The sequence below is a fragment of the Mesorhizobium sp. M0437 genome (genome assembly GCF_040321335.1).
Taxonomy (GTDB): Bacteria; Pseudomonadota; Alphaproteobacteria; order Rhizobiales; family Rhizobiaceae; genus Mesorhizobium.
The window spans coordinates 54,771-71,756 of sequence record NZ_JAMYRK010000015.1 but is presented as its reverse complement, the minus strand read 5'-3'; the positions used below and the strand labels follow the sequence as shown (position 1 = coordinate 71,756).

The window sequence follows — 16,986 nt, the reverse complement described above, 5'->3', positions numbered from 1 at the left end:
CAGGAGCGGGTCCGGAACGACGCGGGGAAGGACTTCGTCGCGTCGAGCTAGGAGCGAAGTCTAACAACTGCAATTCGGCCGCTGTCAGGACCGTACCAACTTGTGGATCGCGATTGAGACATCCCGAAAGAATGGAGCTGGCAATGCTGCGACTGTTGGTTAAGGCGAACTCCACCCTTACCGGACAGACACTGACCCAAGCGCAGCGGAAATATCAGGCTGTGCCGCTATTTCGCAGCATTGGATCTCAAACAGGCCAAGGAATGGCCGCAGGCGTCGCATGGCACGTTCTGTCTTCGGACGATAGCGGCGACAATCCTTGGGACGCCTGCCATCAGTTACTCTCGGATGAGTTCCGTCTGGCTGGCGGCATAGAATTCGCGGAACCGGATTTGCAGCAGCGTTGGTTAGCCGGGGACGAAAAGGCCATGGGCCTCGCGCTAGCTAGAGGCTGCAGTAACGCGGCCAAGCAGGACACGTCCTACCCGACTAATGCCGACAGCTTTTGGTTGCGGAAGCGGGCGTTTTCGCAGTTCGATGAGGCCATCGCGAAAGCGGGCCCGGCAGCTGCCGGCCGGGTACGTGTCGCGCACCTCGATACAGGCTACGACCCTGGTCATCATTCTCTCCCCGCACATATGAACCTTGCCCTCCAACACAACTTCGTCGACTCAGACCTGTCCGATGATGCTACCGAACGTGGCACAAGCGGGGGCCTCGCCAATCCAGGCCACGGCACCGGCACACTTGGCTTGCTCGCGGGCAAGGGATTCGGTGCGTTCTTTGTCCTCGGCGGCGCACCGGAGGTTGAGGTAGTGCCGATCCGCGTCGCCAACAGTGTGCTGCTATTCTACAATAGCGCCATCGCACAAGCGTTGGATTACGTCCACGGCCTTTCGGTCAATCCAGCCACTTTCGTCCACGTCGTCACTATGAGCATGGGCGGGCTCGCCTCCCAGGCTTGGGCCGAGGCGGTCAATGCCCTGTATGAGCAAGGCGTATTCATCGTCACCGCCGCCGGCAACAACTACGCCAACTTGCCTACGCGCAACATTGTCTATCCGGCCCGCTTTGGCCGCGTCGTCGCCGCCTGCGGGGTGATGGCGGACCACCGGGCCTACGCCGACCTGGCGCTAAATCTGATGGCTGGCAATTACGGACCGCCATCCAAGATGAGAACGGCCCTCGCCGCCTGCACGCCAAATACCACCTGGGCCCGACGTGGCTGTCCGGAAATCATAGATTTCGATGGGAACGGCACCTCTTCGGCCACGCCGCAAATTGCTGCGGCCGCTGCCCTTTGGATACAGTTGAATGCAGCCAAGCTGGCGGCCTATGGCCAAGACTGGATGCGCGCAGAAGCGGTACGGCAGGCCTTGTTTCGTTCCGCTGCCGGCAGCCCGGATGCCGCTAGGCTGGGACGCGGCGAACTCAAGGCCTTTGCGGCATTGGGAATCGCACCGCCGAGGCCTGCCGACCTGGTCAAGGCGCCGTCCGACAGTGCCAATTTCCCGTTCTTGGACGTTCTCACCGGCGGCGATTTCGGCGCCGTGCCCCCACAGGGCCGCCGGATGCTGGAACTCGAGGCTCTTCAACTCTCGCAGTCCGCCGCTGTCGAGGTCCTACTCCCTGATCCCGCCGTGGATCCGCGTTCGCTGACGCCGAGGGACAAGTTGAACATTGCCGACGCGTTGATGGCGCAGCCGGGTGTCTCCAGGGCACTTTGCACGGCACTGAAGAATGGCGGCAGGACGTCAGTGCCGGTATCCCTCGTTGCTCCAGTCACGTCCCCAACGCCGGCCGGCGATGCGATCGCGAGGAAACGGCTCGATACGGCGATGGCGCCCGTGGTCCGGCCGCCAAATCGCCGTCGGTTGCAAGTCTTTGCCGTCGATCCGTCGCTCGCCACCGATATGGGCACCGCAGCGATCAATCGCGCAGTAATCGATGTACGATGGGAGAGAGACCTGCTGCCGGGGCCGGTGGGCGAATATATCGAAGTGGTCGATGTCGATCCGGCGAGCCGCTGCGCGTATGCGCCGGTTGACCTCAACCACCCTTACCTTTTGATGCAGGACGGGCTGACGCCCTCCGAGGGCGATCCACAATTTCACCAGCAGATGACGTACGCAGTCGCCATGCGGACCATCGAGCGTTTCGAGCGGGCGCTGGGTCGATCTGCCCTATGGGCGCCGCAACCGGGCGAAATAAGGGGCATGAAGGACAGCTACATCCAGCGACTACGGATTTATCCGCATGCCATCCGCGCCGCGAACGCATTCTATAGTCCAGATCGTAAGGCGCTGCTGCTTGGCTATTTTACCGCCGCCGGCGACAGCGCCGGCCTTGGCTTGCCACACGGGGTCTACTTCGCAGCACTGTCGCATGATGTTATCGCACACGAAACCACTCACGCCCTGCTCGATGGTCTGCACCGGCGGTTTCGCGAGCCGACCAATCCGGATGTCCTGGCCTTTCATGAGGCGTTCGCCGACATCGTCGCGCTGTTCCAGCATTTCAACTTGCCGGAGGCCCTGAAGCATCAAATTCGAAAGACCGCTGGCGACCTGTCGCAGGAAAGTCTGCTGAGTCAGCTCGCTGTAGAGTTCGGCCAGGCCATGAATGGCAATTATGGGGCGCTGCGCGATGCAATTGGCAGAACTGATAAGCACGGCAAATGGAATCCCGCCAAGGTCATGCGCAGCGACTATGATCCAAGCAAGGAGCCGCACGCGCTCGGTTCGGTGCTGGTTTCGGCAGTTTTTGCCGCTTTTCTCTCCATCTATCAGGGACGCACAGCCGACCTAGTTCGCCTCGCTACTAGTGGCACCGGTATCCTGCCGCCTGGCGAAATTCCGGTCGATCTTGCCGACCGGATGGCCGACGAGGCTAGCAAGGTTGCCGGGCAGGTTTTAGCTATGTGTATCCGGGCGCTCGATTATTGCCCGCCGGTAGACATCACCTTCGGCGATTACCTAAGGGCGCTCATAACCGCCGACCGCGACCTGGTACCCGACGACCCGCGCGGATACCGCACGGCCTTCGCAGCTGCTTTCCGCGACCGGGGGATTCTGCCACCTGGCGTTCGCCATTTATCCCCCGCCAACTTGGTATGGGACCCTCCAGTGCTGGGCCTTGACAATCTTGCGAGCGTGCTCGGCAAGATGGAACTCACCTGGAACTTGGACGGTGACCGCGAGAAAGCCTACGAAGCGTCGCAACATAACGCAGCGATCTTTCACGCTTGGCTTGTTTCCCGCGAGCACGTCTCGGATGAACAACTGACGGCGCTCGGTTTCGTTCGAGAGACCAGTCCCAAAACCATTCCGCTTGCTGACGGCATCTCAATTGACGGCACCATCGGGGGCATCGAGGTGCATTCGGTACGACCGGCACGCCGTGTCGGACCAGACGGACAGAGCCAGACCGATCTTGTCGTCGAGATCACTCAGACCTGGCGCCCAGCCATTCGCGATGGCACCAGCTATCGCGGAGGCTGCACGCTCCTTATCGACCTCAAGTCCACCACGGTCCGCTACGTTGTTACCAAGAAACTCATGGGCGCCGGCCGGATCGCAACCCAACGCGACTATCGCAGCCGCATGAACGAGAACCTGCGGGCTTGCTATTTCGGTGGGCCACCGGCGGGCAGGGAGCCGTTCGCCTTCCTTCACGGCATGAGCTAGGGGCGCGACATGGCACGGAAATCGACCACAGAGCTCAGTGCCGCCCCGCCCAAGGGGGCCGATGCGGCCGGATCGCCGACGGCTGCGCGGGGCAAAATTCGCATGTATCGGCAGGGTCTCGGAGACTGCTTCCTCGTGACGCTGGCGAGGCAGCATGGCGACCCCTACCGGATTCTCATTGATTGCGGGGTGATACTCGGCACCAAAAAGGCTGGCGAGATCATGACGCAAGTGATGGACAATGTGCTTGAGGAGACCGATTCCCACATTGATCTGCTAGTGGCGACACACCAGCACTGGGACCATCTGTCCGGCTTTATCCAGGCAGAAGACTCTTTTGCCAAACTGAACGTCGATAAGGTCTGGGTGGCATGGACAGAAGATCCCAATGACCGCCTCGCCAACGAGCTCCGGGATGAGCGCAAGAGGGCCATCAGCGCCCTCAGACTGGCCGGATCGGCCATGACCATGGCAGGAGACGCCGACCAAGCGGCCGAGATCGATGCGTTGGTGGGCTTTTTTGGGGCTGCGGGAGGCCATTCGACCGAGGATGCCCTGAAAATAGCTATGGCGAAGGCCGATGTGCGCTATTGCCGCCCAGCTGACGATCCAGTTCATCTTTCCGATCCTGACGTTCGGTTCTACATCCTTGGCCCACCCACCGATGCCAAGCAGATCCGTCGCACCCTGCCGTCGACCAGAAACCCCGAGACCTATGGCGTTTCTGCGCATCTGCCGGCCGCTGACGTGGCGAGCGCCCTCTCCGCCGAGGACCGCAATTCGCCTTTCGACGGCCTGCGCCCCATCCCGTTTGCCAGTGCCAGGGGCATGGACTTCTTTCGTCGGCGCTATTGGGGGCGGGGCGAGGACGCACCGGCGTGGCGCATGGTCGACACAGCCTGGCTAGACGGCGCTTCGGAACTGGCGCTGGCGCTCGACAGCGCCACGAACAACACAAGCTTGGTGCTGGCCATCGAGTTCGTTGCCGATCGGGAAGTGCTTCTGTTCGTCGCGGACGCCCAAGTGGGCAATTGGCTGTCGTGGCAGGACCTCTCATGGAACGTGGACGGGAAACGGGTTACAGGCCCGGATCTGCTGGCGCGCACAATCTTTTATAAGGTCGGCCATCACGGCAGCCACAACGCCACTCTGCGCGACAAAGGCCTCGACCTAATGAAGAACCTGCTTGTAGCGGCAGTTCCGGTCAACCATCAGATGGCCCTGGACAAAAATTGGGGCAACATGCCGCTCCCGGCCTTGTTAGAGGCGCTCAAAGCCATGGCAAAAGTCGGTGTGGTGCGTATCGACGAAACGCCGGCGCGGCCAATTCCAGGCATCGCCAGCACTGGCCTCTACTTTGATATCTCGATTTAGCGGTCGGCATGACCGTTATCGGCGAAGGACGGAATTGCCTCACTGGGAATTTGATTTGCCGATGCTGCGACGGGCGAACGGCTTATGCCGGATCGCTGGCGGAACTAGCCAGGCAGAGGCAGTCGCCGAGGTGCGGGCAACGAGATATTACCCGGTTTGTTCAAGGCAAGGGGTGGTCGAATGTCTATTAACTTTCAGTCCTTACGTGGCATCAAACACAAGCTTTTGGGCAGCGCTCCAGAGGAGAAGAACGAAATTCTCGCCCACGAATGGCTATCGCTTCAGACGATCTGGAAGGCCACGCGATCCAACGTGGCAGATCCCGCAGCACAGGTCGCAATAGACGAACTTTTTCCCGACCCTCTGGTTTGGAAGTCGGGTGCGGAGGAATGGTACAAGCTGAACGCCGCCGAACAGACGATTGGTTTGGTGCTTGCTGAGCCGCAACTAACGACGGAATTCTTGATTCTGATTCAGTTGGCGAGATCGCGTAAGTTAGCAACTCTGGCTCAACACGAGAATAATGCAAGGATATTCGATGGGTCAGATGAAAACGATACTGCATTGCAACGTAAGCGAGCAGCTTATATCGCGCTTCTTGACGATCTCCAGAGATGGTTTATCAACCATCGATTTAACAGAAGGCTTCGAGGCGAGACGGCATCGCGCCTTTTCTTTTTCGGGCTGTGCGTAATGGCTATATCGGTATTGCCATTGCTTCTCTATTTCCTAATCTTCTCGTTGCAATCCGACGGTAACCCCATGGCGCTAGGCGATATCGCGAAAGGACACAGGCTATTCTCCTCTAGCCCGATTTTCGGTCTTGGCATGGTTTCCGCGTTTGGAATCCTCGGTGCATACTTTAGTAGAGTTATGAGGTTCCAGATGAATATCCAGACATTTGGGTTTGAGGACGTCATGACTGAATATCAGCCACGGATGCTATACGTGCGTCTCCTGTACGGCATGATTGGCGCATTCATCTTCTATTTTCTCCTACGAAGTGGCATTATCGGCGGTGCCGCCTTTCCAGATTTGGGAAACATCTCCGTTGGAGAGCATGTTGTATGGCAAGCATCTGAGAGTGGAGTTTCTCCTTCTTCCACACATAGCAAAATAATGGATCCAAGCGGACTAACAATTCTAGGCCCAACTGCCGATCTCGCGAAACTTCTTGTCTGGTCATTCCTTGCCGGGTTCTCAGAACGGCTTGTGCCGGACACCCTCGACAGAACAGAGGCGCGCGCGAAGGCCGCAGATCACGAGTAGATTGCTGCTGCCAAAAAGATAGATCCTTGTATCAGCATATCAGTTGCTTTTCTTCGTCTGCTGTGACTCCTGAAAACTGGACCGTTCGAAAGTGGAGTTTTCTGCGGTAATGTCCCTTGGCTGGGAGGAGCGGAAAACGATGAAGGCATCGAAGTTTTCGGACGCGCAGAAGGCGTTTATTCTGAAGCAGGGAGCGGACGGGATTCCTGTTGCCGAGATCTGTCGGCGGGCGGGAATCAGCTAGGCGACGTACATTAACTGGAAAAAGAAATACGACGGACTGCTGCCGACGGAGATGAAGCGGCTGAAGCAGTTGAGGACGAGAACGGCAAGCTGAGGAAGCTGGTCGCCGACCTGTCATTGGACAAGGAGATGCTGCAGGACGCGATCCTCCGAAACTGTGAGGTCTGGCCGCAAACGCTGGTGGCGGAGACATGCGGTGAGTGGGACGTGTCGATCCTGCGAGCCATCCAAGCTATTCGCTCCCCACGGCAGCCACGACAATTTGAACAATTTCATCAATGGACGCAGTTCAATTCTCTTTGATGCTGACAAAACGGTGCACGTCATAATAGTATATTCGGCGCTTCTAAATTAGGTTACACTTCCATCGTGGCATAGAGGCGGGAGTCTCTGGCATGCTCGATTCAGACGTGTTCGACTTTATCGAACGCTGCAGGAAACACACGGCAACGGGGCCGCTGCTGGCCGATTTGCTTGAGACCGTGCGAAAGCTCGGCTTCGAACATCTCATCCTGAGCGGCGTCCCCCTTGGCGGGCAGAAACTTGCGCCGATGGTGGAACTGAATGGCTGGCCGGCCGGCTGGTTCGAACGCTATATCGAAGCCGAGCATGCGTCTGTCGACGGCGTCTGCATTTATTCAGCAAAAACGCTGAAGCCATTTCTTTGGGCCGAAGTCCCGGCAAAGTGGTCAGATACGGAGGGCTCACGTCGCGTTGCCGGCGAGGCGACGGAGTTTGGCATCTCGAGCGGCTTCGCCGTGCCGATGCTCAGCGTTCATCACTGGCAATCCGTGCTCTCGTTTGCGTCTTCCGCGAAGTCCTGCACCCTGTCGCCGCGCCATCAGGTGCAACTGGTGACCATGGCGGTATACGCGGGCATGTCGATCCAGGCTTTGTCGAACGACGATGAAGGCGACGAAGGTCTTCTGACCGATCGGGAAAGGGAGGTGCTTTTGTGGGCCGCAGCCGGCAAGACTTCTTCGGAAACATCCCAGATACTTGGCCTCGCCGAGCGCACCGTCAAATGGCACGCCACAAGGGCTCGGGAAGCGTTTGGCGTCGGCACCACAACGCAAGCTGTCGTTGAGGCGGTGCGGCGACGTTTGATCCATCCCTGAGCGCGTCAACTGTCCGATCGGACAGGTGACGTATATTAGCGCGACTGCGACTATCCCTCCGAGAACGATCGGGGGATCGCGCCATGATAGAAGCCCATATCGTCAATGCGCTGAACAAGCATCTCTATGCTACGTCTTTCGTCCCCCGTCGAATCGCTGTTTCGCCGCCTGCTCAGACGCAGCGAGAATCTTTCTCAATCCTGCCCTCGGAACCAAGGGGCTGGTTGCCGGCATTCTCACGACGCGGCAGCAGGAACGGACAGGCGAGAGTCATCGCCCACTATGTCAAAGATGCGAAGGACAGTTCTCGTATCGACAATAAAATAACGGGATGCTAATATACCTTAGGCCGCCAAGCGTATTTTCCGCCGGCGTTCGTGAGCGGAAATACGTTTTGGCAAGGGGGCTGAAATGACAAATCCGGACCACGACCAGTCTACTGATCCCGCTCTTGACGCAATTGAACGAGGACCTTTGCCAGCAGGACCGCCTTGGCGCCTCGTTGTAGGAGCAGTTTTCGGTGGTCTTGTTCTCCTAGGCTTCTTCTACATTGCTGTTAGGGCTGCAGATGGAGGGCCGCAGATTGTCTGTAACGCATTCTACCCACTCACTGCGTTCTTCGCCTTGGGTACAGCTATGGCGGGCGCATTCATAGGCGGAGAAATTGGGGCGAAAGGCACGCTCCCAATTGGGCAATTTGGCTACGCCGCAGTTGGCGGTATAGCCGGCTTAGTTACAGTGTTCCTAATTTCCTTTTTTACCTATGATTCCTTCTGTCGCGGTGGGGCACAGGTGGGTCTTCAACTTGAGATTCAGGATATTCCTAAAAGCTTGGTAGCGACAGAGCTTCCAGCGGATTTTTGGGTGCAGAAACGGCGAAATGATATCCTAGTCATCAGGTTTGATGAAACTCCGCTCGGCCGGCGGGACTCTACTCTATTGCTGCGCTTCGAGAAATCGAGGGAATGTCGGATAGATGTTGTAGAATACCAGCACAATGAAATTGCTTCAAAAGAAGAGGAGCTCAAGGAAACCTCATTTCTCGAGAAATGGAAAGCAAGCCCAAAGATAATCGTCAAATTTAACCCTGAGTACGTCGGAGATGCCGAAGCAGCCCGCTACGCCGTATCAAATTGCCTAAGATCTTCAACCCATCCGGGCTCGCCTAGCCAATCGGTCGAGAACAAAATCGAATCCGACGGCGTCATGTTGAGCCTTACGAGGCTGAAGCAATTGGCGCCTCTCGTTGAGCCTCTCGTTGGTCAACCGTCGGAGTTTCCCATTCCTCCTCCTCTAGAGACGGAGAAACTGGGAAGCCTTTCTTCCCCAGGAACTGAATCATTCGCTCTGGTTCACGGATTTTGGATTGGATCCGCATATGCAGCCGAAGAGGACTATCAATCTCTGCTGAATGATTTGATCGGGAGCGACGAAAGGAACGCCGCTGAAGCAAAAAAGGGATTGAGCGAGGACGGAACGCATTACAGCACGGAGTTGAGGAAAAGTCTAAGGGACACACATCTCACGGATCGAGCCCGCGCGGCGGTCCTGGACATTTTAGTGGAGCTAATTAATAGCGAGCAGCGCGAGTTGACACCAGGATACAGGATCAGAGATCTTAGCCAATTGATTAGACTATTTGATGACTCCGATTATCGGTTGCTGATTTCTTTTTTGAATTCCCCCGACCCTACGCTGCGCTATCAAGCAAGGCGCCTCACCCAGAGATTTCCTGTTGATCGATTTGCTCTCGGATTTCAACAAATTGAAGGGGGCCAATTATTCTCACAATCATGCGACGCGGAAAGCGTCGAGAGGCTCAAGTACTTTAGGTATGGCGCTCTCCAGTTTTATTACAACCGTGTGGCGGATAAATTTTACGCAAAAAAGACGTCGAGGGCGGATGATCTTGAGATTGACACCGCATACGCCGATGGTGTGGCTGCGACTCGATGCCTGCCCGCCAGCTTAAGAGTGGATGTTGCGTTGTTAGACTATGCGCGGGCGCTTATTGCTATAAATGGGGACTTCAACAGGGCGAAAGGTGTCGGTCCAGTAGGCCCTACAGCTCTAGCCGCCGCGAGGGGCTTTATGAAACGGCTTTCGTCGAGTGAGGCGAACTATGTTTATCCCGCTCATATTTTATATATGTCCCTGTTCCGGCCTGGGATTAGTTGGCAAAGCCTCACCAAGGAAGCCGCGCAGGTGCAGGGCGCCACAGTGGGAAGTGCTGCCGGGCTAATGAGTGGCGAAGCATTTCGACAGACGGCTGGTTTGACGAGTACCGGTTCCCTGGAGCTATTTTTTTCCCCCGGGGACCATGCCGCCTTCGGCAAAGCAGATGTCAGATATATTCAGGGAATACTTGCTGAGACAGGCGAATATTCCTTTGTAAAGTTCAAAGACGAATATACTGAATGGCGATACGGATGGGTTCAGTTCTCGACAGCCGCGACTCCGGATTTAGCTAGCTGGGCCGAGAGCCCACCTGATGTTGCCTTTTGCTTTCAGCGGGACCACCAAGTCGGGGAAGGAAGGTTTTTGGTTCGCTGTTTTAAGAATCTTAATCTTTGCTTGCAGCAGCAGCAGCGCGAACAGGGACAGCGGACCGGCTGCCGGCTTTCTGCTGGGCTTGGCAGTTCTCCTTCATGGAAATCAGCGGGGCGAGGGGGTATCTTGGATTCATGGTTCCTGTACTCTGCCAGCGCGCTTACACGACCTTTTCCGGAGTTTTCGAAAACGGCGGGACTAGACCGTTTATCGTCACGCTGTCGGTTTCCGGCGAAATGTACCTAGTCGTAGTCGGAGTTTTGCCCACCAGCGGTCATTTACAGGCGAAATCCGGCAGCTTCGCCATCTTCCCCTAATGTATTCAAAACTCACGGTTACGACGTCGACTGGATAACCAAAGCACGCAACCGTCCCCCCGGTCGGTCAGCTTGCCTTCGACCGAGCTCGCCGGCCACGGAGGCGATCATCGAGACTTCGAGCAATTCCCTGGGCGCCAGCGACGGCAGGATCGACGGCAGCCGCTCGGCGAGCATCGACTTTCCTGACCCCGGCGCCCGACCAGAGGATAATGTGCTCGATTAAAGTTTTTAATGCCTTACTACATCAGCATGAATCGCCCGCCGGTTGGATGTTGCCCTCTTTGGGCCATGGAGGAGTCCGAGAACCGGATCTCACTGCGTGACAGCCCTGTCGCTTGCAAACGGATCTTGAATGTCAGAAATTCCAAAGCCCTGTCCGGAAGCCGGACAAGGCTCCAAAGTTGCCATACCAAAAATCCATCATGCCTCGGCACAAAGCTGTTGACAGCGGATCTTGCCGTAGCTAGATTCTATTTTGCCCGACCAAAGGCGAATCCAAACTAGCCACAAGGTACAACATGCAAATCTTACTAGACCTAGCCGACTTCGCCAAGCTGAGCGTCTCAGCGCGCGCCGAAATTTTAGCCCGTTTGAATCTCAACGGGCTAGATTCGCTGATCGTCGACAATCCAGCCGCGGCTGTCTCAGACTATGAAGGCATCGACATGACCGATGTTGTAGAACTAGACGAACAACAAATCCGCTTTTGGATGGAGGCGGCCCAAGAGAAGACCAAGCTGGGCCTGCGTGTGATCGCAGAGCACGGTCCTGTGCTCGACGCTTCGCTCCTAAACGACGCGGGCATCGACAACATCTCCCATTTTCAGTCAAGGACAACGATCCGGACTCGGACGGTGACCAAGAACAAGCGGGCGTTCATGCTCGGCTGGAACGATGACTGGCATTGGGACGGCAATCGCGCCGTCGGCCGCTATGCGGTCCGCGAGATGACGCACCGTTCCCTGCGGAAGTATTTCGGGCTCGACTGAGAGAAACCTGATCTCGACTTAGATATCAAAGCGAGGATATCTTCCGGATGGGTCTCCTCTTCGCGACATCCGGGGTCTTCTCCACGAGCGTGAGCAGGTTCATCATGTCGTCGGTCATCGGTGGTCCTTCCGAAATGGGGTTGGCGTCAACAACCAAACCCTACCGGAAAGCGCCGATGACCACCGACACGCCGCTCACTCGCTACAGCGCTACTAACGGCGCGCTCGCGAGCAGCTTCGTAACCGCCGAGCTACACCACCTTATGGGACACGACCGTAGTGACTTTCCTCGCCGAGCTCATCACATCCGGGCATTGTGGGCGCCGGTGCTTTTATCCCCGCGCCTCGGTTCGCCCGAGAACCTTGTTATCGGAGTCCCAAGCGCGACGGAAGGTGACTTTCATCTCGCAGAGCCAAATGCATGGCGGCCGCTGCACTGTCTGTTCGGAGACGGTTCGGAGACGGCACTGCCTGCGGCCCGTGTTGCGCTCGATAGGCTGAAAGCGGACTTGTCAGAACGAGGACAAATCGCGCTGGGTGAACCTCGGGATACCTTTTCGGGGATCAGTGAGGGAAGGCGAAGGTAGTAGCGTGAAGCAGTGACTTGGCTCGCGTCGCTTTCATCGCTCTGTGATATTGCTCTGGCGGAGAAAGTCGAAAAGGCTGGTGACGCGGTGGCGGCACGGACCGAGACCAGGTCAAGCGCGGATCGCTTGCGTTGAGCGCTGTGGCGAGCCAGCCGCCCTCATAGTCAAGCTCCTTCAAAAGAGCGTCGAGCGTCGTTGCCTTGGCTTCAAGCGCTTCAGCGTTGACGATCAGCTCATTTTCAGGCTCCTTGTCGGCAGATGAATTGAAGAGAACGCTGGCAGCCTGCTCGGCCATGGCCGGTGAAAGCAGGAAACCATGCCGGCAAAGGCCGTTAATCGTGATCGTGCCGTCCTTCCAGCGCTTCACCCGCGGCAGATTGTGGGGATAGGCAGGGCGCACACCCACTCCCGTCTCGACGATTTCGGCCTCACCGAACGCCGGATGAGCGCAGTCGATCACCTGATCAAAGCCGGAAAGGCCGACCTCGCCCGTCTCGAAAAGGAAGACGACGCCCCAGTCGGCTGCAACGTTGCCGAAAGTGACGACCGCCTCCTCGGCGCTTTCGCGTTCGCACCAAGGGGCGAGCATGCCGTCGGCGAGCCAGGAGGCATTGCCGCCGATCTGGCTGCGAATTTCAGCAACCGTGACGGATGCACCCCGCGCGGCCAATTCATGGGCGACGGTGAGGCCTGCCATACCGGCGCCTTTGACAAGAATGCGGCGCATGGCTCAGCGCGCCCCCTGATCTTCCTGCACTGAGGCCTGTTTTTCTACCGCGGGCGTTTCCACCGGCGGCATATAAAGATCGCCGCCTGCGCGGCATTTCGCCGCCATCGCCGCCATGCCTTCCTTCTGCGCCGTGGCCCGAATGTCGTGGGAGATGCGCATGGAGCAGAATTTCGGTCCGCACATCGAGCAGAAATGCGCCAGCTTGTGCGCCTCCTTGGGCAAGGTCTGATCGTGGAAGGACCGCGCTGTTTCGGGATCGAGCGACAGGTTGAACTGGTCCTCCCAGCGGAACTCGAATCTGGCCCGCGACAGCGCTTCGTCGCGGATCTTTGCCGCCGGGTGACCCTTCGCCAGGTCGGCGGCATGGGCGGCTATCTTGTAGGTGATCACGCCGATTTTGACATCGTTGCGATCGGGAAGGCCGAGATGCTCCTTCGGCGTGACGTAGCAGAGCATGGCGGTGCCGAACCAACCGATCATCGCCGCGCCGACATGCGGCTGACTTGGGCGGGGGTGTAGAACTGGCCTTTGCTCTTTCCGCTCTCAGTCGCGAAATGGCGCATCAGATATTCGTAGGCATCGCCGAGAATGTCGTCGCCATCGGCGCTCGTTGCTGCCGAACTGGTAACGTCCGGTCATCAGCACATCCGGGGCCATGTCGCCGGGGCATCGCTGCCCCCATATTCTTCCGCGGCCTTGCGGAATAGCCGGCATAACATCCTTTGGAATATCGCTTCTTTTCATCATCCCCCTCAATCACGTACATTCACTGCAACAGATTCAAGTCGAGCAGCGACCGGGCATACTTTTCAATAAAGCGCCGGGCATGCTTCATCCCGTCTCTGAGTTCCGCTTCGCTAATTTCGTGAGCGCGATGGATGATCCCGTCACGCCGCCCGACCAACGCACTCAGATTGTCGCGGTGGGACAGCCGTTGCGGCGCGTGCAGCACCCCGATCCGTTGCAACGCAGCCTGCAGAGCGCCGAGCGCTTCCCGGGGGCCGAGCGTCTCAGTGCCGTTTTCGCGGAAGGCTGACAGCGCCAAATCTTCCCGCCGCTCAAACAGCCCATAAAGGAACATTTCCACAGCATGCACGGTCGCTATTGCAGCAAGCCGCCGATTATTGGCGCCGCCTTCCAGCTGCAGCTCTTCTGCCTTGCGGAAGAAGTCGCGCGCCATCAGGAGAAAGCCATCGACCTGCGGCAGCATCTCGTTTTGGCGCGCAAGATATTCAAGCACCAAGGCCGCGACAAAATCCTCTGCCCACGGCTCTGCCTGCCAGCCTCCCAGCACGGTCTGACCGGAGACCAGCCAGGCATCTCCAGCCGCCAGCACGTGGGGCACGTGATCGACAAAATCAGACCGGCGAATAGCCTCCATCGCGAGTGTCGTGGCGATGACCTCGGGATCGTCGTCGCCCGCGTCGCGCGGAAGCGCGCCCGTGTCAGGAATAACTTGTGTGATCAGCCATGACACGGCTTTCCGAATTGCGTCGTGGTAGCGGTCATCGCCAAGCCGCTGAAGGGCGACTGTCGCAAGGGCCGTGGCGCGCAGGCCGGGCCGGGGAACCCCTTCTCTAGTTTCATTCCAGTAGCCCCCACCCTCCTGGCGGCGCACGAGGCGATCAGTCAGGACCGCAATTTCCCGGCGCAGATCGCCGATAAGTTTCGGGCTTCGCGAACAGCGCCAGAGTGCGTAGCCGATATCTTCAACCGGGGCGGCGGCTTCTCCCTCGCCAGTGCCGAGCGCGATCATATGCGTTGCGCATTCGGCCAGCGCGCCGTCAAGGCGCCCCGCTTCCGTCGCGCTGCCGTAAAGGTCCAGGAACCACGCCAGCGAATAAGACCAGTCGGCAGGCAAGTCCTGCCCATTGTGATCCCTTGCGACGACGGCCACGACGGCGTTGCGGCCTTCGGGCGTGCGGGGCTCTATCCCAAGGATCGGGTATAATTCGGGTGTCGGCTGCTGAAGGATACGCGCCGGCACGAGCGACAGTGCTTTCTCCAGCGAGGGAGGAAAATCCTCCAGTTCTTCGGCCAGTTCGGCAGCTTCTCTCCTTCGTCCCTCGCGGCGCGCTTCTACATATTCTGCCGCAACCACGGCAACGGTGCGCTGCGCCCGTTCAGCGGTGCCGGTGGCAATCAGCTCGGCCGGAATGTCACCATCCTTGATCGCCCAGTGCGTACGGTGCTGTTCGAACTGTTGAATGCCCAGCCGGTCCGCAATTCTCAACACGGCTGACCGGTCGAGAAAGGCATGTTCCGGATCGGGCTCGAAGGTGAAGGCCAGTTCGTGTCCGCGCCGAACGATATTGCGTATGCGGCCGTGCCGGACCACGCGCGCGTGCGGGCCTCCCGCCCCGACTTCGTACATCAACAGCGCCGGCATTTCCTCCAGCCGGCGCAATGTTTCAGGGCGCGCGAGGTCGATAGCCTCGGCCTCGGCGCCGCTATATTCCTTGAACCGGTCAATGGTTGACGTGAACGGCGGCGTTTCCCACCACTCGCCGTGGCCCGAGACAAGCAAGTTAAACATGGCACACCACCGACCTCACGCCGCCTTCTCCATAGACCACTTCACCCGTTCGGCGAGAAAGGCGGCGAATGTTTTCACATTCATATTGCCGCTCGCCTCCTCCAGCCCTGCGAGGTAGGCCTTCCGGTCATCGACTCTGACGACTGTCCAGGGGTAACCGCCTGAAGCCAGCATCGCGTTCATGAGGAACCGCGCCATCCGTCCGTTGCCGTCCGGATAGGGGTGCACATAGCCCACAAGCCAATGCCCCAGCACGGCACGCACGGAGGCCTCCTTCTCCGCCTCCAGCAGGTCGAACAGCTCATTCATACCATCGGCCACCGCTTCGGTACGCGGCGGCACGTGCTGCGAGCCGCGCAGGTACACAGGGTGATTGCGATATCCCGCAAGCGCGCTGGCTTTGAGGATGCCGGCGGTCACTGACGGCGCGAACAGCTCCCGGTACCACTCCCGGTGAGTGTCCCGCGTCAACGCGCCGGCTGGCTTGCCGTTGATGATCGCGGCAACAGAGTCTTTGACCTTCTGGAATGCGAGGTAGTAGCCACGCGCGGCAAGCGCATCCCGGTTCTTGCGGTCCTCTTCATCAATCTCCGGATTCCAGCTCCCCTCGCGCACCCGGTCGATGAGTTCCGGGGTGACGCTGTACCCTTCTATCGACAGCGAATGGTAGGCGTCGCTTTCGTAGATATCCTCGACGAACTTCATATAGGCGTCTTTGTCGGACGGCAGTCCGGGTGCCTTCGGGAATATCTCGATGATGGCTTCGCGCTGCGATTGCCAGATCGCGCGCAGGCGGGCGACCAACGGCGGTACGCCCGCCGCAATGGTTGTCAGTCCAATTTGTCCCGCGAACGGATCGGATTCGCGCACGTCATAGCCGGCGGCTTTGAAGGCGGCCACGATTTCATCGGCAAAGGAGTCGCGTCCTACGCGACGGAAGGCCCCCGCAAGCCGTCCCGCCACGGCGGAATGGCCGCCATCAAGCAGCAGGGCCAGAACGGTTGATACGTCGCGCACCGACGCCATGGCGATCTGCATCTCGACAGGGGCGCGCTGGAAGAACGCTTCCGGCACCCGGGTAAGGGCGGCCTCGACAGTGAACACGCGCTGGCCGTTTTTCTCTGTCAGTTCGGCCGGCATCTCCTTGACCTTGAGGTCATAGAGCGAAGTGCCGAACAGCAGGTCGATTTTGTTATTCGTGCCTTTGGGGGTGTTCACCACCACCTGAGGCGGAATAGTGGGCGCTTCCGCGTGCAGAAGCAGCGACTGCTCCGGTGACAGGAACCAGTCCTTGCCGAACCGGTCATTGCAGTAAAGGGAGCAGAACTCCCAGAAGCTCGCGTACCAGGGGGTGGTGTCTTGCTGCTGTGCCTGCGGGCCGGTCGACATGAGCCAGCCTTTGATAAGATCGCGCAGGAACCCGTTCTGCAGCAGCCGCTCCCGGTGGACGCGGGTCAGCTCATCTGATTTGAATATGCGCCGCCCACCCTCCTGCAGCTCTTTGAGGACGGCCAGTGATACAGCGAGTTTTTCATGGGGCTTGGCCATGGCTGTGCCTTTGCAAGTTTTTAGGAGCTGTGCGAT

At 58.5% G+C, this 16,986-nt stretch carries 9 protein-coding genes and 4 pseudogenes; 7 read left to right on the top strand and 6 right to left on the bottom strand.

The features are described from left to right. The first annotated feature begins 131 nt into the window (after positions 1 to 131). The 6 genes and pseudogenes from NKI72_RS12365 to NKI72_RS12340 all read left to right on the top strand — a co-directional run bounded on the left by NKI72_RS12365 (position 132) and on the right by NKI72_RS12340 (position 10,486). Positions 132 to 3,686, top strand: a complete 3,555-nt coding sequence (locus NKI72_RS12365; protein WP_352719562.1) for a S8 family serine peptidase — start codon at positions 132 to 134, stop codon at positions 3,684 to 3,686. A 9-nt stretch (positions 3,687 to 3,695) separates the two neighbouring features. After that, positions 3,696 to 5,060 (top strand): hypothetical protein, encoded by a 1,365-nt coding sequence (locus NKI72_RS12360; protein ID WP_352693111.1) that lies wholly within the window; start codon positions 3,696 to 3,698, stop codon positions 5,058 to 5,060. A gap of 180 nt (positions 5,061 to 5,240) precedes the next feature. Further along, positions 5,241 to 6,329 carry a hypothetical protein gene (locus tag NKI72_RS12355; protein WP_352693109.1) on the top strand — a complete coding sequence of 363 codons (1,089 nt, stop codon included), beginning with the start codon at positions 5,241 to 5,243 and terminating at the stop codon, positions 6,327 to 6,329. A 139-nt stretch (positions 6,330 to 6,468) separates the two neighbouring features. Further along, a pseudogene (locus tag NKI72_RS12350) lies at positions 6,469 to 6,836 on the top strand (transposase); the annotation flags it as partial. 131 nt (positions 6,837 to 6,967) lie between these two features. Further along, positions 6,968 to 7,690, top strand: a complete 723-nt coding sequence (locus NKI72_RS12345; RefSeq protein ID WP_352549318.1) for a LuxR family transcriptional regulator — start codon at positions 6,968 to 6,970, stop codon at positions 7,688 to 7,690. A 636-nt stretch (positions 7,691 to 8,326) separates the two neighbouring features. After that, positions 8,327 to 10,486, top strand: coding sequence for a hypothetical protein (locus tag NKI72_RS12340; protein ID WP_352693105.1), 2,160 nt, complete (start codon positions 8,327 to 8,329; stop codon positions 10,484 to 10,486). A gap of 134 nt (positions 10,487 to 10,620) precedes the next feature. On the opposite strand, the pseudogene NKI72_RS12335 reads toward NKI72_RS12340, so the two are convergent. Beyond that, positions 10,621 to 10,752 (bottom strand): annotated as a pseudogene (locus NKI72_RS12335) (ATP-binding protein); the annotation flags it as partial. 326 nt (positions 10,753 to 11,078) lie between these two features. Here NKI72_RS12335 and NKI72_RS12330 point away from each other — a divergent pair. Next, positions 11,079 to 11,549, top strand: coding sequence for a hypothetical protein (locus tag NKI72_RS12330; protein WP_352719565.1), 471 nt, complete (start codon positions 11,079 to 11,081; stop codon positions 11,547 to 11,549). Positions 11,550 to 12,368: 819 nt separating this feature from the next. On the opposite strand, the pseudogene NKI72_RS12325 reads toward NKI72_RS12330, so the two are convergent. The 5 genes and pseudogenes from NKI72_RS12325 to NKI72_RS12305 form a co-directional block, all read right to left on the bottom strand. Further along, a pseudogene (locus NKI72_RS12325) lies at positions 12,369 to 12,863 on the bottom strand (FAD-dependent oxidoreductase); the annotation flags it as partial. Between the two features lie 3 nt (positions 12,864 to 12,866). Further along, positions 12,867 to 13,358: pseudogene (locus NKI72_RS12320) on the bottom strand (phosphomethylpyrimidine synthase ThiC); the annotation flags it as partial. After that, positions 13,343 to 13,429 carry an N-6 DNA methylase gene (locus NKI72_RS12315; RefSeq protein WP_352549373.1) on the bottom strand — a complete coding sequence of 29 codons (87 nt, stop codon included), beginning with the start codon at positions 13,427 to 13,429 and terminating at the stop codon, positions 13,343 to 13,345. The gene NKI72_RS12315 and the pseudogene NKI72_RS12320, both read right to left, overlap by 16 nt. Positions 13,430 to 13,632: 203 nt before the next feature. Then, on the bottom strand, positions 13,633 to 15,402 hold the full coding sequence (locus NKI72_RS12310) for a prenyltransferase/squalene oxidase repeat-containing protein (protein WP_352693101.1): 1,770 nt from the start codon (positions 15,400 to 15,402) through the stop codon (positions 13,633 to 13,635). A gap of 15 nt (positions 15,403 to 15,417) precedes the next feature. Beyond that, a complete protein-coding gene (locus tag NKI72_RS12305; protein ID WP_352693099.1) occupies positions 15,418 to 16,950 on the bottom strand; it encodes a Fic family protein in 1,533 nt (510 codons plus the stop codon). Positions 16,951 to 16,986 lie beyond the last annotated feature (36 nt).